This is a genomic window from Myxococcales bacterium (assembly GCA_016703425.1).
Lineage (GTDB): Bacteria > Myxococcota_A > Polyangia > Polyangiales > Polyangiaceae > JADJCA01.
This window is the reverse complement of the sequence record JADJCA010000016.1, coordinates 60,950-85,019: the sequence shown is the minus strand read 5'-3', so window position 1 is coordinate 85,019 and position 24,070 is coordinate 60,950. Positions and strand designations below refer to the sequence as shown.

Below are 24,070 nucleotides of genomic sequence, written 5' to 3'. Positions count from 1 at the left end.
CGCGCTGAAAGCAGCCGTCGGCCGCTTCGACGTGTGCTATGAGCCCCGCGGGAGTCGCTCCGATGTGGGAAATTAGCCAAGAGACGTGTTTTGCCGCTGCTCACCAACTCCGGCTCGCCCCGGGCGAGGGTGAGCGCCTCCACGGCCACAATTGGCGCGTCAAAGCGACCGTGCGCGCGTCGCGCCTCGACGACCGCGGCTTCGTCCTCGATTTCAACGATCTGGGGCGCATCCTGCGAGAGCTCGTGGAGCCGTACGAGCACGTCTTTCTGAACGAGATCGCGCCCTACGATGACGTCAATCCAAGCGCCGAGAACATCGCCCGCGTGGTCGCCGACGCGCTCGCGGCCAAGATCGACGACGCACGGGTCAGCGTGAACCGCGTCGAGCTCTGGGAGAACGACACCTGCGCGGCGACCTACTTCCGGTCCTGAGCGACCGGCGGTCCTTCAGGGCGCCGTAGCGCGAGCTCCCCGGTCGCGGTCGGCTCGAAGAGGGCTCCTCGCCGGTCGGTTGTCCCGGCCCGAACGAAACCGTCGCCGAGCTCGAGGACGTACTGTGAATACGGCTTCGGGCCCGTGGCCCCGTACGGCACCACGAAGACCTCGACGGGGCGCGGCGCTGCACCGAGGTGTGGCAGGGGGCGCTGCTGACAAGCCCGGGCCACACGGGGCGAGCGCTCGCTGTTCACGCATCGCGCGAGCGCCTCACGCGCTTCTCGGTCGGGCTGCAACGTGAGCCAGCGAGCGGCCGCGGCCCGCACGTCGACCGACGTGTCCGTCTTGAGTCGTGCACGTACCTCGGAGGCGCACGTCGCGTTCGCGCGGCCCAGCGCTGCCAACGCGTTGACCCGCACCAGCGGCCGCGGATCCTGCAAGGAAGCGCAGAAATAGCTGGCCGGGACCGCTCCCGCACGCGCGAGCGATGCGATGGCGTTGGTCGCCGCGTCAGCGTCGCCGCTCTTCACGAGCTGAAGGAGCCGCTCACGAACGAGCGCCGGCGGGAACGCGCCCGCTGACCACGCCGCCTGAGCCCGCACCGTCGCGTCGCTGTCAGAGAGCAGGGTCGTCAGGAGCGCGTGCCGCTCCGACGTCGCGGCGGCGCCAAGAACGGTGGCGACCGAGCGGCGGTCGTCTTCGCTGCCCGTGCTCACGAGCCCACCGAGCGCGCCCGAGCCGAAGCGACTTCGCCCGAGCGCAAGGATGAGCGCGTCACGTTCGCCGGAAGCGGCCAGCTCCAGGGACTGCTCGACGCGCGCCGCGGCGGCGCCCGACGTGCTCCGCGACAAGACGCCGGCGAGGGCCACGAGCGTGGCGGCGCGGTCGACGCCGTCTCCGCCATCCATGAGCGTCAAGAGAGCGGCCTCCGCACGGGAGCCGCCCGCGCGGGCGAGCGCCGTCGCAGCTTTGCGTCGCATGTCGCCTTCTGGCGCCCGCAGGAGGAGGAGCAACGCCTCGTCGGCGAGCGGGGCCACGGCACTGTCGGGTGGGCCTAGCTCGGCGAGCGCGTCGACGGCCGCCGCGCGCAGCGAGAGCTCGCGCGCCGACAAGAGCGCGATCAAGGGCTCTGCGGCGCGTGGCGCCCCTGTTCGCCCAAGCAAGCCTGCCAGCGCGCCACGCTCGGCGACGTCCAGCCCACGGACCCGCATCGCGGCCACGATGGGTTCAACGGCACGCCCGTCAGGGCGCGTCGGGGAGAGCAGCGCCGAGGCGGCGCGGATCGCTGCGGCTCGGACGTCGACGTTCGCGTCGGCGAGGTACTCGAGAATGACGGGAACGGTGTCGACGGCGCCCGTCGCGGCGAGGGCTGGCAACGCGGCCGTTGGCTCAAGGGTGCCGCGCCGCAGCGACGCGACGATTCGCCCGGCGTCGGCGGTGGCCCGCAAGGCGCCGAGGATCCACGCAGCGCTCGCGGCGCGGCTGGGCGAGGTCGTCGTATCGAGGAGTTGCCCCACCTCGGCGCGCGCGGCGTCGCCGATCTCAACGAGCGCGGCGCGGAGCGGGCTGCGTTCGGCTCCGGGCATCGCGTCGTCGCCCTGGCCGAGCAAGGCCACGAGGGCGACAACCACTTCTTTGCTCGGAATCTGTCCGAGCGCCCCGATGGCGGCGGCGCGGATCGCCGCGTTCTTGTCGGACGCGAGGCCGGCCAGCGGGCCTGCAGCCGCGTCCCTGCGCAGTCGCCCCAGCGCGAAGATCGCGTCGAGGCGAACCTCCAAGACCGGGTCGCGGAGCAGCAGAATCAACGCCTGCACGGCCCGCGGATCGTCGAGCTCCGCGAGGGCACGGGCGGCGGCCTGACGGACCTCCGACGCCGAGTCTTGCGCTTTGCCGACCACGGGGACGACGGCGCGTTGGTCGCGCTGCTTGCCCAACGACCGCATGACTTGAACGCGGACTTGGGGGCTCGCGTCGTCGAGGTGCCCCAAGAGCGGCGGCACGGCGTCGGCGCTCGGAAACGAGCCGAGCGCGTCGGCGGCGGCCGCGCGCACGAGCGGACTCTCGGTGTCGCCGAGGGCTCGCGCGAGCGGCGTGAGCGCGCCGGCGGACGGCATGGCCCGCGCGACCTCGCAGGCGGCGACGCGCAAGCGCACGTCGCGTTCGAGGAGCCACGGGAGCGAGTGAACGACGGCGCTCTCGATGCGCAGGCGAATGGCGGCCTGCGCAGCCGCTATGCGGACGTCAGGCTCGGGATCGCGCAACGCCTGATCGACGACTCGCTGCGCCTGCAAGGGACTCAGACCGCCGATGCGCTCCGCGGCGGCGCGCCTCGTGATGGCGTTGGGGGCTCGCAGGCCTGACGCGATCTCCTCGACGACGTCGGGCCACACGAGCGCGCGTGCGGCGCAAGCGGAAGACAGCGCCACGAGGACCATCGAAGCCGAGACGAAGCGCCGCACCCGCTCAGGATAGAGCAAAGCGACTGGGCGGGCACACGCGTGGTTTAGGCGAGGCCGACGCGTCGCCGCACGAGCCAATGGGCGCCGAGCAGCGCGGCGGCCACGAGGGCGAACAGCCAAGGCGGGGCGAGGGGGACGACGTGCCGCTCGGCGCTGATGACACTGGCCTTCGGGAAGGGCAGGCGACCGACTTGGTCGGCCCACGAGAACGTGCCCCCGGTGGCCTTCGCGAGACCCTGCAAGCGCTCGGGGTCGGGCCGCGAGTCGGCCCATTCGTCGCCGCCGGCCTCGCAGGCGAAGTCGCGTCGCGTGGCCGGGCCGGTCCCGAGGCGCAGATGGGCCGCGTACCCGCCGGACGGAAGCGCAGGCAACGCGAACTCAACGGTCGCGCCGTCGCCGCGCGCCCGTTCCACCTTGATGGGCTCAGCCTTGCCGTCCAAGCGCCGGAGTTCGAGGGCGAGACGATCGGTCTTTTTACCGCCGCTCGTTCGCACGCGCACCGTCGGCGGCACACCCGCGAGGCAACCGTGCGGGAGTTCGAGCTGGGCCGGCTCGTAGCGCGGGTCGCGCATCAGCCAACCGAGGAGGCCGTCCCAGAGCGCCCCATGACCCCGACCCGCGGTCTTGGCACCCAGCGCGGAGAACTGGAAGAGCCAACCGCCGTCGAGGCCGAGGGCGATGGCGCGGCCGTCGCCTTGATCGCCGACGGCGAGCAGAGGCATCGGCGCGCCCGAGCGTGTCGTTCGCGAAGGGTGCGTCCAGAGCGCGATGCTGCCGGGCCGCACGTCACCGAGGACGTTCGCGCCCGGCATGGGGGGGAGCTCGTCGTCGCTCACGGCGCGCAGCGGTCCGAGCAGCGCGGCTGCGCGCCCCTCTTCGGTCCACAGCGGCGTGACCGTCGCCGTGTCGGCAGCCGTCGCGCCGGACGAGCCGTCGAGGGAGACCGGAAGCACCTCAGCCAAGGGCGTGTTCGCGTATCCGCCAGCGACGAACGAGTTGGGGCCGCCGACCATGATGAGGCCGCCGCCGCCGCGCACGTAACGCGCGAGCGAGGGGAGGTGACGGGTGAGTCGGTAGGGTTGCGCGTCGAAGTCCTGGAGCACCACGGCGTCGAAGGACGGCAGGTGATCCGTGAAGAGCTCGTCGACGGGGAACGGAATGAGCGCCAGGTCCGACTCCGACGCCTGCGCGTTATCCGACGCGGTTCGCAAGATGAAGAACGCCACGACGTCGATCGACGCGTCGCTCTTCAACCGTTGTCGCAGCGCGCGGACGTCGTAGGTCGGACGGCCCGCGACGTGAAGGATGCGGACCCGCTCGCGCGCCACGTGAAGCGTGAGCAAGCGTCGGTCGTTCTCTGGGATCGCGTCGCCGCTCGGGGGCGTAATCGCCACCTCGACGACGCGCGAGCCAGCGCGCTCGAGCGTGATGGTGAGGTCGACGGTGGCGGCGCCGTTCTGTATTCGCGCGACGCCGCTCGCGAGGAGCGACGGCGAGCCGTCTTCGCGGAGCTCACGCGCCGTGACGGTGAGGTTGTCGCACGGCAACGCGTCGGTGCAGCCGACCTCGACCTTCAGCGGTAGGGGGACATGGGCGATGGCGGCGCCCGGCGTCGCGACGTTGCGCACGCTCGCGTCGGGCAACGCTCGACGCGTCGTCGCGATGGTGTGAATCGGCACGCCCAAGAGCTCTCGCGCCGTCGTGCCGACCTCGGCCGAGTCGTCGAGGCGCCCGTCGCTCACCACCACCACGGCCGAGGGACGCTCCTCGGTGCTCGACGCGATGGCTTTCAGCGCCGCGCCGAGATCGCTCGAACGTTCCTGCGCGCCCGCTTCGCCGTCGACGAGCGCGGTAGGAGGACCGTCACCGAACGCGAGCACGGAAATGCGCGCGTTGTCGCTGGCCTTGGAGACCTCGCGCACCGCGCTGCTGCGGTCCTCGTAGCGCTTTCTGCCTCCGTCGCCGGGGAGCGCCATCGACCGCGACGCATCGGCGAGGACGATGACGCGGGCGCCCACGACGCTCTCGCGCGCGGCGATGCGGACGGGACGCAAGACGGCGCAGACAAGCGCGAAGACCGCCAAGAGGCCCGATGCGGCGATCCACAAGGCCGAGCGCTCGCGGCGCCGGCTCAGCTCTACGAGAAGGAAGAGCAGGCTGGCCGCGCCCAGCAAGACGGCCACGTAGACCGCCCACGACGGCAGATCGTGGCTGGCGGCGAGGCGACTTTCGAGCACTAGTGCACCGCCATGAGCGCAAGCGCCGCCCTACGCGGTGCACGAGCGAATTCGCGGGAGCGAATGCACTGGTTGGGCGAAGCCCAAGGGACTCGGCTAGAGCGCATTTCACAACGTGAATGCGCTCGAAACCAGGACCATTCCGGATAAACGGACAGGTCCGATCCCGCTGAAATCGGGCTTGCTTGCCAGCCTTGGCAAGCCCGATTTCGGCGTCGCCCAGTGGTGAAATACGCCCTAGTGCACCGGCGCCTCGCGCAGCGAGACGCCGGGCCGCGGACGTTGATGGAACATCGACGGCGGTCCACTAGGGCTCCGCCGCGGGCGCTGCGCGACGTCGCATCAAGAACTGCGCGTGGACCTGGTCGTCCTTGTAGTTCGAGCAGAGGACGTACATCGCGATGTTGACGGCCAACCGCGTGGCGCGTTCGCGTTGCGCGTCCCCGCCGGGAACGACGGCGTGCTCGAAGCTGCCCGTGGCGCTCTGCGCCAGTGCGCCGCCGAGATCGTGATCCGAAAAGATGACCTGCGTCGTACCCCCACGAAGGATCGCCTCGAGATGCTTGGTCCCGAGGACCCGCGCCTCGCCGCGACGAATCAAATAGAAGGTCTTGAAGACCACGTGCTCGGTCCCGATCTTGATCGGTGCCGAGTCGGGGAGCGCGCGGGCGAGCTCACGCCGCGCGGAAAGGCCGAAGGGCCCCGGGCCTGCCTCTGCGGGCGCCGCGTCGTCGACGAGGAGAATGCCCCCGAGGGCGAAGAACCTACGAAGGCCGGCGATCTCGGCGCCCGTAAGCGGCGCCACCGCCGTGTCGCCGCTCCAATAGAGGAAAGGCGCGTCAGACAAATTTGGATCGCTCGCGCGAACCGGCTGAGACTTCGCGCGCGCCGGCGCGCTGGTGCGCTGCATGAGCTCCCAGGCCCAGCGGCCGGGGGCGGAAGGGCGCGCCGCAGCCGGCTGCGAACCCGTCAAGAGAACGCGCGCGTCGAAGGCGCCCGCATCGCCGAAGGCGCGCGCCGGCGTCGGCACGGCGGCGACAAGCGCGACAACCGCGAAGAGGCACAGCGCGACGACGATCTTCCGCAGCGCTCGTGCATTCATCGTTCGGCGGCCATTCTAGTCCGAGAGATCGCCCGGGTCGACCGCGGCGCTCGCGTCTCGGTTCGGGGGAGGCGCTAGTCGAAGTCTTCCACGTACCACTGGCCTTGCTCTCGACGCAGCTTGACGCGATGGCCCGACGGCGTCTGAACGTTCGCCACGTCGCCGGTCACTTGGACCGGGAGCGTGGACGACTTCTCGAGGACCGTCACCAAGCTCCGGAGGTCGCCCTCGATGGCGGCCCGCGTCGCCGGTGAGAGGACGCGCAGAATGGCCGAATAGCTTCGCCGCGCCAGAGCGCGCCTCAGTTGCTCGAGCGCTTCGTCGGGCGTGCGCGCGCCGCCCGGCAGCGTGCCGGCGGAGGCGACGCGGAACCGTCCCTGCTCCAAGATCAGCGTGGCCTGCTCGCCGTCTTTGAAGCGCACGCGGGCCGACGCGTTCGCCTTCGCCTGCGGGCCCGCGACGGCCCCCGCGTGTTCGCCCAGCTCTTGCCGATCGCGAGCGACGATGGCGCGAAGCTCGTCCCTCGAGATGCTGCGCCGATCCTCCTCCGTCAGCATCTCGTAGAGCGCGTCGGCGTCGCCGGAGGCGGCCGCCTCCCCATAGGCGCGGGCCGCCTCCTTGGGATCCGGTGGGCCGGCTGCGCCGCAGCCCAGCATGAAGGCCCAAGCGGCGACGAAGGTGACCGCCTTGATGCCGCGGAGCCCGCTCATGCTCGTCCCTCCCGGTCGGCGATGACGACGTCGACGCCGAAGACCTCGCGCATGAGCCCGGACTTGGCTTTCACGGTCCACTCCTCCAGCTCGCGCTCGTCATCGCCGGTGACTGTGAGGACCAACTTGGAGCGATCGAGCTCGGCGCGCACGGTCTTCACCTTTCCCGCGTGTTCGCGGTCGAGCGCGTCGGCGATGCGAAGGATCGCTGCGAGGGCGCGCACCGTAGAGCGCGCGTCTTTGCTCAACTCGGAGAAGTTCGGGTGGGTCGGGTCCGGTGAGCTCTTTCGGTGATACCGCGCGACGTTCGCCACGATGGCTCGCTCATCGGGCGACAGGCCCATGATGTCCGAGTGGAGGATCAGGTAGTGGCTGTGCTTGTGGTGCCCGTCGTAGCGCACGAAGTCTCCGATGTCGTGCAGCAGCGCGGCGGCGCGGAGCAAGAGGCGCGGCCGACGCCCCAAGCCGTGAAGCTCCTTGAGGTCATCGAAGAGGCGAAGCGCGAGCTTCTGGACGAGCTCGCCATGCGCTTGATCCCAGTGGTAGCGAAGGCCGAGGCGCGTGCACGCGGCCATGACGACGTCGGCGTCGCCGGCCTCGTCCCACGCGTCGAAGTACTTGTCGATGAGCTCCTCGAGCATGCCCTCTTTGAGGCCCACGCCGGGGGCCACAAAAGAGGTGGCGCCGAGCATCTCGCAAAGCCTGAGGAAGATCGCTCCCGCGGGCACGATGGTGTCGGCGCGATCGGGCCTTAGCCCGAAGGCCTTTGCTCGTTCCGTGGCCGACATCGCGCCCAACTTTGCGGACGTCGCGCGGAGCGCGTCCACGTCGACGAGGCGCTCGCTGCCGGGGCCCTTGGCCTTGCCGGGACACAAGTCGGCCATCGTCTCTACGTTGCCGCCGGTCCCAATGACGACGTCGAAGCGCCGCGCGTTCAGCTCGGTACGCGCCTCACCGAGGGTCCGCTCGATGGCCTCGCGCATGAGGCGCCATCTGCGCTTGTCGAGCGGCCCGCTGTCTTTCACGTAGGCTTCGAGGAGTCGAACGGTGCCGAGCGGCAAGGAGACCGAGAACGTGGCGTGGCCGGCGTCGAGTCGCGTCAGCTCCGTCGAGCCACCGCCGACGTCCACCAAGAGGGCGCTTTGATCCTCGAGGGCCAGGCGTCGGCGCACCGCCAGCTGAATCAGGCGCGCCTCTTCGATGCCCTCGATGACCTCGAGCTCGATGCCCGCCTCGCGGCGCGCCCGCTCGACGAGCGTCGTGCCATTTCGTGCCTCGCGCATCGCGCTGGTGGCGACGGCGCGGTAGGCGTCGACGGCCGCGGCGTCCATGAGCTGGCGAAACTCCTTGAGGGCAGCGCACGCTTGTCCAATTGACGGCGGTGCGAGCTTGCCCGTCATGAACACTTCGCCGCCCAAGCGCACGGCGGCGCGGACGCTGTTGATTTCGCGCCAAGGAGCCAATCGCTCTCCGGGCAAGAGCGCCAGCTGCGGCGGGCCGACCCCGCGCCCGGCGCCGTTGGCTTCAACGATGCGTAGGCGCAGGGCGTTGGAGCCCACGTCGATCGCGGCAAAGCGCGGCATAGCTCGGGCGAGTGTAGCCCGGGGGCCCCCCCCCGCCCGGGGGGGGGGGGGGGCGGGGGGGGGGGCGGGGCGGGCCCGTGGCCCCCCCGGGCCTCCCCCCTTCCCCCCGACTCGCGTGTCCAATGGTCGGCGCGAATCGAGGGCCACGCGCCTTCTTCTGATATGAGAGAAGGGTGAGCGTCGCGCCGCGCGGGGAGCCTCAAGTTCGACGGATCGTCCTCGTGGGCCTTGGCCTTACGTTTCTCGGGATCGCCGTCGTCGCAACCGGTAGCAAGGAGCTCGGCGGTCCCATCGTCGCGGCCGGCTGGGCGGTCTTGCTCTTTGGCGTCCACGCCTTCGGTCGCCTCGGGCGCGAAGACGGCGCGTGATCGCCGAGTCGTCGGCGCGTCTAGAGCGGTCTAAAGCTCGCTGCGCAGGACCACGACGCCGGCTTCTGGCCCGAGCTTCGGTGCGCGGATGGCGCCGATGCCAAACACGCGATCGGTGATCGTCGTCGTGCCCTGGTAGGGGCCAGACTGCGTCTTCCCGACGAGATCGCTGTCTGTCAGCGCCTTCTCGTTGACCGGCGGCGTCCGCGGCGCGGTGTAGACGCCCGACTTGTCGAAGAGGCCGACGTAGAAGACCGGCAGCTTGCCGGGATCGCCGCCGCCGCGGGCCTTCTCCGACAGCTCCGTTCGGAGCGACTCCTGAAGGTGATAGGCGAAGCGGCGGTAGGCCCACCCGGTGACGAAGAGGCCTTCGACCTTGCCGCCTTCGCCCTTCACCGGCGCGGCGGCGATCCAATCTTTGTCGGGGCCTTGGTTCGACGCGGCGCCGGGAAACGCGCCCGTCGTCGTCACGTATTCGCCGGCCAGCGCCCGCCGGAGGTCGGGGAAGATCGCCACCAGGTTCTGCCCGGCCATCGCGTCTTGTTCGAGGTTGTTGCGGATGCCGACGCCGGCCTCGTCGGTGAGCGCGAAGAAGGTCGACTTGGCGATGTTGAGGTCAGGCACCTCGCGCCTTGTGCGAATGAGCGCCGCCTTCGCCTGCGCGGGATCCTTCTTGACCTCGGGGCTCTTGGCCAGGGCCGCGCCGAGCTTCGCCGCACCGTTTGGGAGTCCGCGCTCGATCTCCTGAACGTCTCGGTCCGCCAGCCCCGCCAGCCACGCCACGTTCTCTGCCGCGCCCTGGGCGCTGATCTTCCCCGTGTCCTTGCACGCCGAAATCGAGGCCGAGAGGGCCAAGGCGGGAACCAGAGAAAAGAGGCACGCGCGGACGGCCGGGCAGGCGAGTCGGTTCATGGGCGTACCGTAGCGGCACGGGCGTCGCGCCGAAAGAACCCTGGAGCGTTACGCGGCCTTTGCGAAAGTCGGCGCTTCGCGCGACGATTCATGCCCCATCATGGCCGGCCCCGATCGCCTAGGACCCTACGAGGTCCGCGCAAAGCTCGCCGAGGGTGGCATGGCGATCATCTACCTCGGTCGCCGCGTCGTCGGCTCGGGGCCGCCCTTCGTCGCCCTCAAGGTCATCAAAGAAGAGTACGCGAAGAACCCAGAGTTCGTGGACATGTTCGTCGACGAGGCGCGCATCGTCGCGAAGCTCGACCACCCCAACATCGTGAAGCTCTACGACGCGGGCCGCGAAGGCGACCGGCTCTACTTCGCGATGGAGCTCTTGATGGGGCAGTCGCTTTGGAACGTTTGGCAGGCCTGCCGGGAGCGCACGGTGCGCGTTCGCTACGATCTCGCGGCTGACGTGGGCGCCCGCGTGGCCGAGGGCCTGCACCACGCGCACGAGCTTCGTGACGCGAAGGGCGTGTCGCAGGAGCTGGTGCATCGCGACGTCAACCAAACGAACATCTTTCTCACCTACGACGGCCAGGTGAAGGTCATCGACTTCGGGCTCGCAAAGGCCCTCGGACGCATCTCGCGAACAGGCGCCGGCGTCGTCAAAGGCAAGCTCGCGTACATGTCTCCCGAGCAGACCACGGGGCGCCGCATCGATCGGCGCACCGACGTCTTCGCCCTTGGGACGACGCTCTACGAAATCACCGTCGACCAACGGCTCTTTCGAGGCAAAGACGACGCGGCGACGCTGCGCGCGGTCCACGACGCGGCGGTCCCCGACGCGCAATCGCTCGTGGCGGGCTACCCCACGTGGCTTTGGGAGGTCGTCAAGAAGTCACTCGCGCGTGACGCGAGCGATCGCTACCAGTCGGCCGAGGAGATGGCGCGTGCCTTGGATGCCTGTTCGCTCATGGGCGGTCGACGCCTGTCGGCGACCTCTGTCGCGGAAGTGCTCGCGGTCCTCTTCCAACACGAGCAGTCACGGCAGGCGGCCTGGTTCGCGGAAGCGAGCGCGCCGGATCTCGCCGACGCGGCGATGCCCACGCTCCGGCCGCCGACGGCGCACGGCTCGTTCACGCCGATGGGCCTCGTGCTCGCGCCGTCGTCGGAGCTCTTCGCACCGCCGAGCACGCCGCCGGAGGTGCCCGGTGACGCGGCGAAGGCATCCGAAGCGACGCCGCACGAGCTGCCGGCGCCGCCCAAGATCCCGTTCGCGTCGGTGCCGCCGGCGGTGCGACCGGAGGATCCGGACCGCACGACCGCGACCTCGCGCACGCCGCAGCGCACCGGACCAAGCTTCGCCGTCATGCTCCTCGCCGCGTGCGTCGCGATCGGTCTCGTGGGCGCCGTGCTGGCGCTTCTGCTTCGCTGAGGTGACGGAGGCGAGGCGAGGGTCTTGGCCGCCGGAGTTTGCTGCCGGATTCGGGTGCAAACAAAAGTCGGCCTGTGGTAACCGAGAGGAGCGGTTCTCGCGAGAGGCTCGCCGAAGTGGCGGAATGGCAGACGCAGCGGATTCAAAATCCGCCGTCCAACAGGGCGTGAGGGTTCGAGTCCCTCCTTCGGCACAAGGAACGAGACGGATGGTGGTGCCCCGCGTCGGCTCCACGGTCGGCGGCCGACGCGCACCCACTTAATCGCGCGACTCTTGCTGACGAGGGCCTCGTTCGCCGGTAGTTTCGGCGACGATGTCACGGGCGGTCCTATCTCTCCTCGCGAGCGTCGCGTTGGCGGCCGCAGCCTGTCAGGCGTTCCTCTCGTCGCCGGAGTCCGACGCGAACGACGCAACCGCCCCTGCGGTCGATGGCGGCGAGGCCGGCGTTGCCGACGGACCCAGCGAAGCGGCCGACGAGGGGCCGAGCGCGCTTGCCGACGCCGGCGTCGACGCGCCGTTGCTGGTCCGGTGGTGCGACGGAGGCGCAGCCACGCTCTGCGCCGACTTCGACGATCCCAATTGGCGAGACTCTTGGGACGCGAGCGGCCCACCGCTCGGGGGTGCCCTCGAGGTCGTCGATGGCGCGTTGCGGACGAGCGTGAACATGGCGCAGGGCGCCACGGCCGCGGCGCTGGAGCGTGTCTTCTCGCAGCCCATCAACCGCGTGACCGCCGCGTTCAACCTTCGCGTCGTGCAGATCGCCCCCACGGCGTTCGCCCAGCTCTTCACGTTGCGGCTTGAAGGCTCGCCGTTTCAGGTGTCGCTTTACGCGGGCGACCGGGAGGTCGCGGGTGGGTCGGATGCCGGCGCCCCCGACGGCAGCACCATGCCGCTCGGTCTCAACGAGTGGCCCCTCAACCCTGACGGTGGCCAGTCGGAGTTCGCCGTCGTGAACCGTCCCGCGACAGCTGGCCCCATCCTCGACGGCGCCTGGCATCGCGTGGAGGTTCGCTTGGCGAACCCGGGCCAGTTTGGAGTCGCGTCGGGGACGCTGCTGGTCGACAACAACCTCGCCGCGACGTTCCAACTGTCCTTCCCTCCCATGGTCGGCCCCCTCCGGGTCTTCGCCGGCCTCAGCTACGTGGTCTCGCCGCTTGGCCCCACCGTCGCCGAATACGACAACTTCGAATTGGTCGTCGAGTAGCGCCCCGCCATTCCCCTTGGCACGCCACATGCTGCGTGCTATTCGTTCCGGCCCTTTCGCGTCACCGGCGAAATCAAGGACTTATCCATGCCCAGCGAAGCGATTCAGTGCAGGCCTCTCGAAGTCGTCGTTAGCGACCGAGGGATCGAGCGCGCCATCAAGATGCTCAAGCGAAAGCTCGCCTCGGAGGGTGTCCTCCGCGAGCTCAAGATGCGACGCCACTACATGAAGCCGAGCGTCAAGCGCCGCAAGAAGCAGGCGGAAGCCGCTCGTCGCCGCCGCAAGCGAGCGAAGATGGACGCCGCGCCGCCGAAGACGCCGTGAGTCCCTCCGCGCCGAGCTCGTTCGGCGCGGTTTCTCTCTCGTCGCCGCGCGCCCGCTCCGCGCTACCCTGAGGCATGGCCTCGGAGGTCGCGAAGGCGAAGGTGCGAAAATTCGTCGAGACGTATGCGGCCAAAGGTCCGTACGGGCTCTACCCCGAGGCGCCGGTCGTCGAGAGCGTCATCGACGGCCTGGCGGAGAACCTCGAGGCCCACGGCAAGTTGTATTGCCCCTGCGTGCCCATCGAAGATGCGCTCGCGCGGGGGCGTGAGCTCGTCTGTCCTTGCACGCCGCATCACGACGACATCGCGCGGCAGGGCCACTGCGACTGCTCGCTGTTCGCGGCGAAAGACTTCGTGGTGCTGCGCCGTCCGGTGGTGAAGGACGGCGGGAACGGCGGGCCGTGAACACCCGTCGTCGACGGCCACGCTGAGAGGAGCCTTCGTGATCACAACCTGTCCCGACTTCGACCTCCCCGGCACCGACGGCAAGAGCCACTCGCTCGCCGACTTCAAAAGCCCGCTGCTCGTCGTCATCGTGTCGTGCAACCACTGCCCCTACGTGGTGGCGTACGAAGGCCGCATGGTCTCTATCGCGCGGGCGTTCATGGCGCGGGGCGTCGACTTCGTCGCCGTCAACGCCAACGACGCGACGCGCTACCCCGAAGACGCGATGGAGCCCATGGTCAAGCGCGCCAAGGAGCGCGGGTTTCCGTTTCCGTATTTGCGCGATGACAGCCAGGCGTTCGTGCGCGCCCTCGGAGCGCGGTTCACACCCGAGGTCTTCGTCTTCGACGCCTCGCGCGCGCTCCGCTACCACGGCCGCATCGACGACAACCACCGCGATGAGGCCAACGCAAAGAGTCACGACCTGACCGACGCGCTCGAAGCTTTGCTCGCCGGGACCACGCCCCCGGTCCTCGAGACGACGCCCGTCGGCTGCAGCGTGAAGTGGAAGTGAAAGACCGAGCCGGGGTCGAAAGCCTCGCAAAGAGTCGCGCCGGAGCGCGCTGAATCGGCGTAGTCTACGCGGCCGTGAGCCTCGTGACTTCCAAGCCTAAGCGGGCCCCTAGCGCCCTTTCCTCCGGGGAACGAGGAGGCCAACGCGCCGCCTATTTTCCTCTCGTCATGGCGACGCCAACGCCCGTCGACCAGGTCGCCGTCGAAGAGCGCGCCGCGGCCCTCGCGAAGCGGTCCATCAAGGCCAAGGCGAAGGTCTCCGGCCTTCGCCTCGCGGTCCAGATGATGGACCTGACGACGCTCGAGGGGAAAGACACCGCCGGCAAGGTGCGCCAGATGTGCATCAAGGCGCTCCGGCCCCTCGACCGTGATCCCACGGTGGGCCCCTGCGCCGCCGTCTGCGTGTACCCGAACCTCGTCAGCGTCGCGAAGAAGGCCGTCGCCGGCTCCACGGTGAAGGTCGCCAGCGTCGCCACCGCCTTCCCGAGCGGCCAGTCGCCACTCGACGTGAAGCTCGACGACGTGCGCCGCGCCGTCGAGTTCGGCGCCGACGAGATCGACATGGTCATCGATCGGGGAGCGATGCTCTCCGGCGACTACGGCAAGGTCTTCGACGAGATCGCCGCCATCAAGGAAGCCTGCGGCGAGGCGCACCTCAAGGTCATCCTCGAGACCGGCGAGCTTGGCACCTACGACGTCGTGCGAAAGGCGAGCGAGATCGCCATCAACGCCGGCGGCGACTTCATCAAGACGTCGACCGGCAAGATCACGCCCGCGGCGACGCCGCCCGTCACCTTGGTGATGCTCGAGGTGATCCGCGATCACTTCTACGCGACGGGACGCCTCATCGGCATGAAGCCCGCCGGCGGAATCCGCACGGCGAAACAAGCGCTCCACTACCTGGTGCTCGTCAAAGAGACGCTCGGCGACGCGTGGCTGACGCCCGATCTGTTCCGCTTCGGCGCGAGCACGTTGCTCAACGACGTCTTGATGCAGCTCGAGAAAGAGCGCACCGGCAACTACCAAGCGGCAGAAGACTTCTCCAAGGATTGAAGACGATGACGAGGCAGGTTGAGCGGTCGAGCAAGAGCTTGGCCAAAGAGCACGCGGACTCGAACCGGGGCGGTCCGGCGCTCACGTTTGGTCACGCATGGGATTATGCGCCGGCGCCCGAGTCGCCCGACCACGTCAAGATCGAGCCCCGCTACGGGCTCTTCGTTGGCGGCAAGTGGAAGACGCCTCGCAGCGGCAAACACTTCGCGACGCACAGCCCCAGCACCGAGCAGAAGCTCGCCGAGGTGGCCGAGGCCGACGCCCGCGACGTCGACGACGCGGTGAAGGCCGCGCGGTCGGCCTACGAGCGCGTCTGGTCGAAGATGCGTCCCACGGAGCGTGCGAAGTACATCTTCCGCATCGCCCGCGCCATTCAGGAGAAGGCTCGTGAGCTCTCCATCGTCGAGACGATGGATGGTGGCAAGCCCATCAAGGAGTCGCGCGACGTCGACGTGCCCATCGCCGCGGCGCACTTTTTCTATCACGCCGGCTGGGCCGACAAGCTCGAGTACGCGGCGCCGGGCCGGAGCGTTCGGCCCCTCGGCGTCGCCGGTCAGATCATCCCGTGGAACTTCCCGCTGCTCATGGCGGCCTGGAAGCTCGCGCCGGCGCTCGCTTGCGGCAACACGGTCGTCCTCAAGCCCGCCGAGACCACGCCGCTCACGGCGCTCTTGCTCGCCAAGATCATCGAAGAGGCGGATCTGCCGCCGGGCGTCGTCAACGTCGTCACCGGCGCTGGCATGACGGGCGCCGCCCTCGCGGCGCATCCTGACGTGAACAAGATCGCCTTCACCGGCAGCACCGACGTCGGCAAGCGCATCCAGAAGGCCGTCGCGGGCACCGGCAAGCGGCTCACGCTCGAGCTTGGCGGCAAGGCCGCCAACATCATCTTCGCCGACGCGCCCATCGACCAAGCCGTCGAAGGCATCATCAACGGCATCTTCTTCAACCAGGGCACGTCTGCTGCGCCGGCTCGAGGCTCCTCGTCGAAGAGAGCGTCCACGATCTCGTCGTCCGCAAGCTCCGCGATCGCATGGCGACGTTGCGCCTCGGCGATCCGCTCGACAAGAACACCGACGTTGGCGCCATCAACTCGAAGATGCAGCTCGAGCGCATCAAAGAGCTCGTGGCGGCCGGCGAGGGCGAAGGCGCGGAGCGTTACAGCGCACCGTGCGCGCTGCCGTCCAAGGGCTTCTGGTTCCCGCCGACGTTCTTCACGGGTGCGAGCCAGTCGAGCCGCTTGGCGCGCGAAGAGATCTTCGGACCGGTCCTCACGATCCTGACGTTCCGCACGCCCGACGAGGCCGTCGAGAAGGCCAACAACACGATGTACGGCCTCTCGGCCGGCATCTGGACCGACAAGGGCGCGAAGATCTTCTGGATGGCGCAGCGCCTCAAGGCCGGCGTCGTCTGGGGCAACACGTACAACAAGTTCGATCCGTCCTCGCCCTTCGGTGGCTACAAGGAGAGCGGCTTCGGCCGTGAGGGCGGCAAGCAAGGGCTTCTGGCCTACCTGGAGGTCGACCGATGAGCACGTCCAAGCGCAGCCAGGCGCAGACCAAAGACAAGGACGCGAAGGGCCCGCTCGCCGGTCGTCGCACCGCCGGACCGCTCGCGCGTGCGACCGACGCCGTCGATGAGGCCGCGCTCGGAAAGCGCCTCCGCGTCAACAAGGCCTACAAGATGTTCGTCGGCGGCGCCTTCGTGCGCTCCGAGTCGGGACGGTATTTCCAAGTGAAGAGCGCGCACAGCGAAGGGGACGCCGATCCGGAGACGGTGAACGTGCCGCGCGGCTCGCGCAAAGACGTCCGCGACGCGGTCTTGGCCGCGAAAAACGCCGAGGCCGGCTGGGCCGCGCGGACGGCCTACAACCGCGGGCAGATCCTCTACCGCCTCGCCGAGGTGCTCGAGTCGCGCGCCGGTGAGCTCGAGGCGTCGCTCGTGCGCAGCGGCGTCACGGCCAAGGCCGCCGCGGCGGAGGTCGCCGCGACCGTCGACCGTGCGGTGTATTATGCAGGCTTCTCCGACAAGTTCTACGCGCTCTTGGCGTCGTCGAACCCCGTCGCGGGGCCGCACTTCGGCTTCAGCGTCCCTGAGCCGCTGGGCGTCGTGGCGGCCATCGCGCCGCGGCGGCCGGCGCTCCTCGGTCTCGCGGCGGTGGCTCTCCCCATCGCCTGCGGCGGCAACGTCTGCGTCGTGCTCTCGAGCGACGAAGATCCGCGCACCGCGGTCATCTTCTCCGAGTGCCTCGCCACCAGCGACATGCCCGGCGGCGTGGTGAACGTCTTGACGGGCCACGCCAAGGAGCTGGGCCCCGTCATGGCCAAGCACCGCGAGGTCTTCGGCTTCGACGTCTGGACGGAAGACGACGCGCTCTCCAAGACCATCGAGGAGCTTGGCTCCGACAACGTCAAGCGCGTGAAGGTCCACAAGGCGATGCCGCTCGCGGCTTGGCTCGACGATTCAAAGGGGCAGGGCCTCTCCTGGATCGAGCGCTACCTCGAGACGAAGACGGTCTGGCATCCGGTCGGCATCTGAATCGTCGGCATCCGAATCAGGCGAGCGCGCTTCTGAGCACACGCTCGCCCGACTCGAGGAGCCCGCGCTCAGCCTTCCTTGTCAGCCTTCCTTGACGGGGATGTTGCCGATGAAGTCGGTCTTGCCGACGTCGACCCCTGCGTGTCGCAGGATCGAGTAGGCGGTCGCCATGTGGAAGTAGAAGTTCGGCGTCGCGAGCTGGTTCAGGTAGTGCTCGCCGCTTAGCCACTTGGGGGCCATCCACGCGGGCGAGACCTTGCGCTCGGAGGCGCCGGCAAAGTCCTCCGCCTTGAAGCCCTCGAGGTAGCCAACGCAGGTCGCGATGCGCTGGCGCAGCTCGGCCATCGTCTTCTCGGTGTCCGGGTGTGAGGGCGCCTGCTGGCCCGCCAGGTAGGCGGCCGCGTACTTCGCCGAGTCACACGTGGCCTGCACCTGCCGCACGAAGGGGTACTGATCGGGCGCGAGGCGCATCATCATCAGGTTGTTGACGTCGTACTTCTTCGCCTCTGCGTGGGCCGCGGCCTTGTCGAGCCAGCGTTCGATGTTGCGGAGGGCCTTTGCGAACTGAGCCATGTTGTCTGCAGCGTTCATCGGGCGACGATAGCTGAACGGCAGCGGGCTGGAAGTCCTCCCACGTGCCGCCGTAGGCGCCCCGGCATGAGCACCGTTTCGGTCCGCGTAAGACCAGCGTATGGTCGCGCCATGAGTTTGATGGATCCGGTCGTGATGACCATCGACGGGCGTGAGCGGACCCTGCGCGACTACCAGGGCAAGGTCCTCCTTGTCGTCAACGTCGCGTCGAAGTGTGGCCTGACGCCCCAATACACGGGCCTCGAGGCGCTCCATGAGAAGTACGGGCCGCGCGGCCTCGTGGTCATGGGCTTTCCCGCCAACGAGTTCGGCGCGCAAGAGCCCGGCTCGAACGACGACATCCAGACGTTCTGCACCACGAACTACGGCGTCAAATTCGAAATGTTCGCCAAGGTCGTCGTGAAGGGCCCGGGCATCCATCCGCTCTTCGCCGCGCTCACCGCAAGCGATGCGCCCTTCGGCGGAGAGATCAAATGGAACTTCAACAAGTTCCTCTTGGGCCGAGACGGCCGCGTCGTCGCGCGCTTCGAGGCCGACCACCGACCCGGCCGCCCCGGAGCTGATCGCGGCCATCGAGAAGGCGCTCGGCTAGAGGGGGGCCCCGGTGCGCGTCCACCTCGTCGACGGAACCTTTGAGCTCTATCGCGCCCACTTCTCGCCGCGTCCGTCCCGCACGGCGCCCGATGGCCGCGACGTGAAGGCCGCCGTGGGCGTCGTCGAACAGCTCCTCACGCTGCTTGGCGAAGCCGACGAAGCGGTGACGCACCTGGCCGTCGCCTTCGACAACCCCATTCGCTCCTTTCGGAACGAGCTCTACGACGGCTACAAGAGCGACGAAGGCGTCCCGCCGGAGCTGCGGGCGCAGTTCGACCTCGTCGAAGAGCTCGTCGGCGCGCTCGGCGTGCGCGTCTGGTCGATGCGCGACTTCGAGGCCGACGACGCGCTCGCGACGGCCGCGCACGTCTACGCGCCTGTCGCTGAGCAGATTCGGATCCTCTCGCCTGACAAGGATCTCATGCAGTGCGTGTCCGACGGGGAAGCCGGCCGTGCACGCGTGGTGGTCGTGGATCGCATTCGCAAGACCGTCGTCGACGAGGCCGGCGTGGTCGCAAAGTGGGGCGTGGGGCCAGGCGCCATCGCGTCGCTTTTGGCCCTCACCGGTGACTCGGCCGATGGCTTCCCGGGCCTCCCGGGCTTCGGCGCAAAGACGGCGGCGGCATTGCTCTCCGCCTTCGGCACGCTCGAAGCGATCCCCGACGACCCCGCCAAGTGGCCCAAGGCCGTGCGCGGCGCCGAGCGTCTCGCAAAAATCTTCGCGGCGAGTCGCGCCGAGGTGTCGCTCTACCGCACCTTGGCGACGCTTCGGACCGACGCGCCCATCGACGCAGACGCGGACGCGCTTCGCGTGGGCGCCCTCGGGGGACCCGCCCTCGCGGCGCTGTGTCAGAAGCTCGGCGCAGAGCGCGTCAGCGAGCGGGCCGACACGCTCCGTCGTCCCGTGTAGCGACGCGTCGTCGTTACTCGACCAAGACGGTGCCGACGCTGCCCGGCGTGCGCGCCTCGCGCGCCAGATCGCCCCGCGCGATGCGGCCGACGATGTGCACGGCGCGGACGCCGTCGGTGATGGCGGCGAAGGACTCCTCCACCTTGGGGATCATGCCCTTGGTGATGACGCCGCTCTCGATGGCGGCGCGCGCCTCGGCGCGCGTGAGCTTGGGGATGCGCGTCGTCAGGTCGGCGATGTCGCGCAGCACGCCGGGGACATCGGTGATGAGCACGAGGGCGCGCGCGTCGAGGGCGACGGCGAGCCGGTTGGCCACCGTGTCGGCGTTGATGTTGAACACGTGACCCGCGGCGTCGGCGCCGAGGCACGCGATGACGGGCGTGTAGCCGTGGCCCAAGAGCAGCGCCACGAGATCGCGGTTGACGCCGACGACGTCGCCGACGTGGCCGAAGTCGATGGGCTCGGGCCCTGCGCCGGCCATCACCTTCGGCGGTCGCTTCACGGCCTCGACGACGCGCGAGCTCGCACCGTGCAAGCCAACGGGCTTGCCACCGGCCGCGACGAGCGCGGCGCACAAGTCGACGTTGACCTTGCCGGCGACGGTCATCTTCATGACGTCGAGGGTCTCGGTGTCGGTGATGCGCCGGCCAGCGACGATGTTGGGCGTCTGGCCCAGGCGCTTTTGGAGATCGGTGGCTTGTGGCCCGCCGCCGTGGACGACGACGACGGGAACGCCGCTCGACGCGAGCTCTGCGACGTCGGCGGCGATGGCCTCGAGGTGCGGGCCGGCGACGACCTCGCCGCCGAGCTTGAGAACAACCGGTGCCGTCACGGGTAGCCCCCCGGATCCTCGAGTGTGAGGCGCTCGCCAAGACCGAGCATCAGGTTCATCGACTGGATGGCCTGGCCCGCGCCGCCCTTGATGAGGTTGTCGGTCACGGCGAAACAGGCGACCACGCGGGTGCCGTCGGCCGGCGCGTCGGCGGGCTGCACGCCGACCTCCGCGTAGTTGGTGCCCTTGACGGCCACGACCTCCGGCAGGCGCTTCGCCGGCACGCGAACGAACGGCTCCTTCGCGTAGGCCTCGTTGTAAAGCGCACGGATCGCCTCGGCGCCGGTCGCTTCGTCGACGTGTGCGAAACACGTGACGAAGATCCCGCGCGACAAGGGCGCGCTCACGGGAACGAAACGCAAGCGAAGGTCGTACGCGCCGGCGTCGGTCAAGGTCTGCGCGACCTCGGGGATGTGTTGGTGGTCGAGCGGCTTGTACGTTCGGAGGTTCATGTGACGCACGGGATGGTGCGTGCCAGCGCTCGGCGCGATGCCGCTCCCCGACGAGCCGGTGATGCCAACGACCTCGACGTCGCCCTTGAGCAGGCCGGCGCGCGCGAGCGGCAAGAGGGCAAGCTCGATGGTCGTCGCGAAGCAGCCCGGGGAGGCGACGTAGTGTGCCTTCTTGATGGCCTCGCGGTGAAGCTCGGGGAGGCCGTAGACGAACGAGCCGTCGGTCAGGTGAGCGGGGCAGGGGTGCTCGGCGCCGTAATACTTCTTGTAGACCGCGGCGTCGCGCAGGCGAAAGTCACCGGAGAGGTCGACGACGCGCGCGCCGCTCTGCATGAGCGCCGGCATCTGCGTCGCGCTCACTTTGTGGGGCAAGCCGAGGAGCACCACGTCCATGCCCGCCGCGGCTTCCGCCGGCGGGAGGCCTTGGAAGGTGAGCTCTGTTTGTCCCTCGAGGTTCGGGTGAACGGCCCACACCGGCTCGCCCACGTGGTCGATGCTCGCGACCCGCACGAGCTCGACGTCGGGGTGCTGGAGGAGCCGCCGCATGAGCTCGCCGCCGCCGTAACCGCTGCCGCCGATGATCGCGGCCTTGAAACGCTTCGCCATGGCTCGAAAAGTAGTCGTGCGCGCGCGCGTGGGAAACGGAAATTTCGCCTTCGCGGCGTCGTCGGAGCCGCGGCCTCGTCGGAGGTCGTGGGAGGCGCCAGGTCGCCCCGGTCCGCGGTATCTTGCGGCCCATGCAAGCTGGAGATTCGGTCGCCAAGTGGCTCGCGGACAAGGCCCAAGCGATGGAGGCGTCGCTCGTCCCGCTGGTTCACATCAACTCGTACACCGAGAACGCCGAAGGTGGCCGCACCATGGGCGAGCGACTCAAAGACGATCTCTTCGCCATCGCGGGCGTGTCGGCCGAGATCGTCACGAGCACGCGTTTCGCCGATCACCTCGTCTTTCGGACCGAAGGGCGCGCGGGCGCGGCGCCCATCGCCCTCGTGGGGCACCTCGACACGGTCTTTCCGCCGGGCACCTTTGAGGGCTATCGGCGCGACGGCGATCTCGCCCGCGGGCCGGGCGTCCTCGACATGAAGGGCGGCCTCGTGGTCATCGCCTACGCGCTCCGCGCCATTGCCGAGACCGTCGGTCTCGCCGCCGTGTCGCCGCTGCGCCTCGTGATCGTGGCCGACGAGGAGGTCGGCTCGCCGGAAGGGCAGGGCGTCATCGTCCGCGCGGCGGCCGGCGCCGGCGCGGCGCTCGTTTTCGAGGCCGGTCGCAAGGCTGACGCGATCATCACGCGGCGCAAGGGCACCGGCGCCATGAAGGCGGTGGCGCACGGCAAAGCGGCGCATGCCGGCAACAACCACAAGGAGGGGGCGAACGCCATCTGGGCGCTCGCGCGCTTCATCGACGCGGCGCAGAAGAGGACCGACTACGAGCGCGGCGTCACGGTCAACGTGGGGCGCATCGCCGGCGGCGAGAGCAAGAACACCGTTCCCGATCGCGCCGAGGCCAACCTCGACATCCGCTTCGAAACGCAGGCCGACGCCGAGCGCCTCGTGGCTGATCTCACGGCGGCTGGGCACCTCGCGAGCGCCGATGTGCCGGGCACATTGCTCGAGTTGACGGGCGGCGTGTCGCGCTTGCCCCTCGAGCGCACGGACGCGAGCGCGCTCCTGATGCAAGAGTACGGTCGCGCCGCGACGCTCGCGGGCCTCGGCGCCGGCGAAGCGTCGCTCATCGGCGGCGGCTCCGACGCGAGCACCACGAGCGCCATGGGCATTCCGTCGATCGACGGCCTTGGCCCGCGCGGCACGGGATTTCACACGAAAGACGAGCTGAGCGAGCTCTCGACGTTCGTACCCAAGGCGGAAGCGTTGGCGCGTTTCTTAGTGGGACGTGCTCTTCCGTAGCGTTTCCCTCTCGCTTCGCTCCAGTTGCAGGCGCACGTTCGCGCGGGCGGCGCTCGGTCGGTGCGCATGGCCCGCGCTGGTGGCCACGGTCCTCGCCGGCTGCGCGAACCAGACGCCAGTCATCCCGATGCTGCGCGTCGAGCCCATGGCCGCCGCGCGGTTCCTGTACTTCGAGAAGCGCGCCGCCGCGCTCTTGGGTCCCCAGAAAGGAAAGACCGCCCCGCAGGTTTCGTCGAGGGGCTGCGCAGAGGAGCCGGTCCTCCGCACCTGGGGCGCGCCCGACGCGCCCGCCGCCGAAGCCAGCGCCGAGGCCAGCGACGGCGACGACGAAGAGGTCGGCGAAGACGCCGCGGGGCCGTCCGCCGAGGGATTGGCGGCGCCGGCGCCTTCCGAGGGCCCAGGCTCGGGAGCCGGCCCGGGCCAGGCCTCCGCGACCTCGACCTCACGATACCCTTGCGATTCTTCACCAAACGACTAGCGTGTGCGTCCCTTCGCTTCCAAGCGTTGGGGATCGGGGCGTAGCGCAGCCTGGTTAGCGCACTAGACTGGGGGTCTAGGGGTCGGAGGTTCGAATCCTCTCGCCCCGACTAGGTCTGAAGGGAGAACCCTTCGGGCCTTTTCGGTTTTGTGGGGCGCGGCGCCGGACGGCGCGCGCCCACCCAGCTCGCGGACGCGCCGACTCAAGCCGACGCGCCGAGCCCGATGGCCGACGCCGGCGACACCGGCAACGACGTTCCGCTCGGCGACGAATAGGCGCGCCCGCGCGGCTCATGGCAGCCACCGCGATCGCGCGCGCAGCTCGACGGCGCTGAGGGCTACAGTCCCAGCACGTCTAGGATAGCGGCGCGCACTTCCGGCCACCGCGCGTCGGGGAGCCGTCCCAAGACCGGGCCAACGTCTTGCCGTTCGACAATGCGGATCCATTCCGGCTTCAAGACGCAAGGCGTCGGAAGGCCATCATCAGGACCAAGCGCCACTTCCCACGCAAGGCCTCTTACCTGCGTCGAGAGCGGCACAACCGGGACCTGGGCCAGCGAAGGGAGCACGTCCTCGCGGCCCAGGATGAGAACTGGGCGCCGCTTGTCGGGCGACGCGAAGCGGAACCACCGAATCTCGCCGCGGCTGATCAAGGAAATGTCGCCTCGCCGTCGTCCTCAAGTGGCCCCTGGGGCCCCACGGCGACCCACGCGTCCCACGCGGCGCGCTGCTCACGGGGCGATAGAACGACGTCTTCTTCGGGCTCAAGGAGGATGAGCACCCGCTTACCTTCAAACGGAGGAACGGGCGCATCGAGTTCGATGGTTGAACCCACCACACGCCCTGTTACCGGCTGAGCCATGCCGGAAAGCATAGCTCACGTTGCGGGACGTGCCCCTGAGGTCTCGCGAGGCTCTGCCTCAAGAGCATGACCCGTCCTGCGTTCCTTTTTGGCCCCGTCGCAGCAACTTGGAGCGCCGCGCGGCCGATCTGTGACGTTCATGAGGCTT

General features: G+C 69.3%; 23 protein-coding genes, 2 tRNA genes and 2 pseudogenes. 16 read left to right on the top strand and 11 right to left on the bottom strand.

What is annotated here, in order from left to right; genetic code table 11:
• Window positions 1–62: 62 nt before the first annotated feature.
• Window positions 63–434 (top strand): 6-carboxytetrahydropterin synthase, encoded by a 372-nt coding sequence (locus IPG50_28965; GenBank protein ID MBK6696194.1) that lies wholly within the window; start codon window positions 63–65, stop codon window positions 432–434.
• On the opposite strand, the gene IPG50_28960 is transcribed toward IPG50_28965, so the two are convergent.
• From IPG50_28960 to IPG50_28940, 5 genes are all read right to left on the bottom strand, one after another.
• Window positions 419–2,896 (bottom strand): HEAT repeat domain-containing protein, encoded by a 2,478-nt coding sequence (locus IPG50_28960; GenBank protein MBK6696193.1) that lies wholly within the window; start codon window positions 2,894–2,896, stop codon window positions 419–421. The genes IPG50_28965 and IPG50_28960 overlap by 16 nt on opposite strands.
• A 44-nt stretch (window positions 2,897–2,940) precedes the next feature.
• Complete coding sequence (locus IPG50_28955; GenBank protein ID MBK6696192.1) at window positions 2,941–5,133, bottom strand: hypothetical protein; 2,193 nt, start codon at window positions 5,131–5,133, stop codon at window positions 2,941–2,943.
• Window positions 5,134–5,440: 307 nt separating this feature from the next.
• Entirely contained in the window at window positions 5,441–6,235 is a 795-nt protein-coding gene (locus tag IPG50_28950; GenBank protein MBK6696191.1) for a DUF4159 domain-containing protein, read from the bottom strand.
• Window positions 6,236–6,309: 74 nt separating this feature from the next.
• Window positions 6,310–6,945, bottom strand: coding sequence for a hypothetical protein (locus tag IPG50_28945; GenBank protein MBK6696190.1), 636 nt, complete (start codon window positions 6,943–6,945; stop codon window positions 6,310–6,312).
• Window positions 6,942–8,528 carry a Ppx/GppA family phosphatase gene (locus tag IPG50_28940; protein MBK6696189.1) on the bottom strand — a complete coding sequence of 529 codons (1,587 nt, stop codon included), beginning with the start codon at window positions 8,526–8,528 and terminating at the stop codon, window positions 6,942–6,944. The genes IPG50_28945 and IPG50_28940 overlap by 4 nt, the downstream gene beginning before the upstream one ends.
• A gap of 173 nt (window positions 8,529–8,701) precedes the next feature.
• Between IPG50_28940 and IPG50_28935 the strand changes: the two genes are divergently transcribed.
• The gene (locus tag IPG50_28935) at window positions 8,702–8,896 is read left to right on the top strand and encodes a hypothetical protein (GenBank protein ID MBK6696188.1); all 195 of its coding nucleotides are present in this window, start codon (window positions 8,702–8,704) and stop codon (window positions 8,894–8,896) included.
• A 30-nt stretch (window positions 8,897–8,926) separates the two neighbouring features.
• On the opposite strand, the gene IPG50_28930 is transcribed toward IPG50_28935, so the two are convergent.
• Window positions 8,927–9,808 carry a hypothetical protein gene (locus tag IPG50_28930; protein MBK6696187.1) on the bottom strand — a complete coding sequence of 294 codons (882 nt, stop codon included), beginning with the start codon at window positions 9,806–9,808 and terminating at the stop codon, window positions 8,927–8,929.
• 100 nt (window positions 9,809–9,908) lie between these two features.
• On the opposite strand from IPG50_28930, the gene IPG50_28925 reads away from it, so the two are divergent.
• The 9 genes and pseudogenes from IPG50_28925 (at window position 9,909) to IPG50_28885 (ending at window position 17,300) form a co-directional block, all read left to right on the top strand.
• Window positions 9,909–11,225 (top strand): protein kinase, encoded by a 1,317-nt coding sequence (locus IPG50_28925; GenBank protein ID MBK6696186.1) that lies wholly within the window; start codon window positions 9,909–9,911, stop codon window positions 11,223–11,225.
• Window positions 11,226–11,335: 110 nt separating this feature from the next.
• Window positions 11,336–11,418 (top strand) — tRNA-Leu (locus tag IPG50_28920).
• 120 nt (window positions 11,419–11,538) lie between these two features.
• Entirely contained in the window at window positions 11,539–12,429 is an 891-nt protein-coding gene (locus IPG50_28915) for a hypothetical protein (protein ID MBK6696185.1), read from the top strand.
• Window positions 12,430–12,516: 87 nt separating this feature from the next.
• A complete protein-coding gene (locus IPG50_28910) occupies window positions 12,517–12,753 on the top strand; it encodes a 30S ribosomal protein S21 (protein MBK6696184.1) in 237 nt (78 codons plus the stop codon).
• A gap of 74 nt (window positions 12,754–12,827) precedes the next feature.
• On the top strand, window positions 12,828–13,157 hold the full coding sequence (locus IPG50_28905) for a ferredoxin:thioredoxin reductase (protein MBK6696183.1): 330 nt from the start codon (window positions 12,828–12,830) through the stop codon (window positions 13,155–13,157).
• Window positions 13,158–13,179: 22 nt separating this feature from the next.
• Entirely contained in the window at window positions 13,180–13,710 is a 531-nt protein-coding gene (locus IPG50_28900; protein MBK6696182.1) for a thioredoxin family protein, read from the top strand.
• A 167-nt stretch (window positions 13,711–13,877) separates the two neighbouring features.
• The gene (gene deoC, locus IPG50_28895) at window positions 13,878–14,762 is read left to right on the top strand and encodes a deoxyribose-phosphate aldolase (protein ID MBK6696181.1); all 885 of its coding nucleotides are present in this window, start codon (window positions 13,878–13,880) and stop codon (window positions 14,760–14,762) included.
• Between the two features lie 5 nt (window positions 14,763–14,767).
• Window positions 14,768–16,293: pseudogene (locus IPG50_28890) on the top strand (aldehyde dehydrogenase family protein).
• A gap of 152 nt (window positions 16,294–16,445) precedes the next feature.
• Complete coding sequence (locus IPG50_28885) at window positions 16,446–17,300, top strand: aldehyde dehydrogenase family protein (GenBank protein MBK6696180.1); 855 nt, start codon at window positions 16,446–16,448, stop codon at window positions 17,298–17,300.
• Window positions 17,301–17,381: 81 nt separating this feature from the next.
• On the opposite strand, the gene IPG50_28880 is transcribed toward IPG50_28885, so the two are convergent.
• Window positions 17,382–17,891, bottom strand: a complete 510-nt coding sequence (locus tag IPG50_28880; protein MBK6696179.1) for a DUF1993 domain-containing protein — start codon at window positions 17,889–17,891, stop codon at window positions 17,382–17,384.
• A gap of 111 nt (window positions 17,892–18,002) precedes the next feature.
• On the opposite strand from IPG50_28880, the pseudogene IPG50_28875 reads away from it, so the two are divergent.
• Window positions 18,003–18,483: pseudogene (locus IPG50_28875) on the top strand (glutathione peroxidase).
• Between the two features lie 12 nt (window positions 18,484–18,495).
• Complete coding sequence (locus IPG50_28870) at window positions 18,496–19,395, top strand: flap endonuclease (protein ID MBK6696178.1); 900 nt, start codon at window positions 18,496–18,498, stop codon at window positions 19,393–19,395.
• Window positions 19,396–19,408: 13 nt separating this feature from the next.
• On the opposite strand, the gene argB is transcribed toward IPG50_28870, so the two are convergent.
• Window positions 19,409–20,227, bottom strand: a complete 819-nt coding sequence (gene argB / locus IPG50_28865; protein ID MBK6696177.1) for an acetylglutamate kinase — start codon at window positions 20,225–20,227, stop codon at window positions 19,409–19,411.
• A complete protein-coding gene (gene argC / locus IPG50_28860; GenBank protein ID MBK6696176.1) occupies window positions 20,224–21,285 on the bottom strand; it encodes an N-acetyl-gamma-glutamyl-phosphate reductase in 1,062 nt (353 codons plus the stop codon). Before argC ends, argB begins: the two co-directional genes overlap by 4 nt.
• Window positions 21,286–21,416: 131 nt before the next feature.
• On the opposite strand from argC, the gene IPG50_28855 reads away from it, so the two are divergent.
• The 3 genes from IPG50_28855 (at window position 21,417) to IPG50_28845 (ending at window position 23,170) form a co-directional block, all read left to right on the top strand.
• Window positions 21,417–22,583 (top strand): M20/M25/M40 family metallo-hydrolase, encoded by a 1,167-nt coding sequence (locus IPG50_28855; protein ID MBK6696175.1) that lies wholly within the window; start codon window positions 21,417–21,419, stop codon window positions 22,581–22,583.
• Between the two features lie 79 nt (window positions 22,584–22,662).
• On the top strand, window positions 22,663–23,061 hold the full coding sequence (locus tag IPG50_28850; GenBank protein MBK6696174.1) for a hypothetical protein: 399 nt from the start codon (window positions 22,663–22,665) through the stop codon (window positions 23,059–23,061).
• Window positions 23,062–23,095: 34 nt separating this feature from the next.
• Window positions 23,096–23,170 (top strand) — tRNA-Pro (locus IPG50_28845).
• A 228-nt stretch (window positions 23,171–23,398) separates the two neighbouring features.
• Here IPG50_28845 and IPG50_28840 read toward each other — a convergent pair.
• Together IPG50_28840 and IPG50_28835 are read right to left on the bottom strand one after the other, a co-directional pair.
• A complete protein-coding gene (locus tag IPG50_28840) occupies window positions 23,399–23,713 on the bottom strand; it encodes a type II toxin-antitoxin system PemK/MazF family toxin (GenBank protein ID MBK6696173.1) in 315 nt (104 codons plus the stop codon).
• A complete protein-coding gene (locus IPG50_28835; GenBank protein ID MBK6696172.1) occupies window positions 23,710–23,922 on the bottom strand; it encodes a hypothetical protein in 213 nt (70 codons plus the stop codon). Before IPG50_28835 ends, IPG50_28840 begins: the two co-directional genes overlap by 4 nt.
• Between the last annotated feature and the right edge of the window lie 148 nt (window positions 23,923–24,070).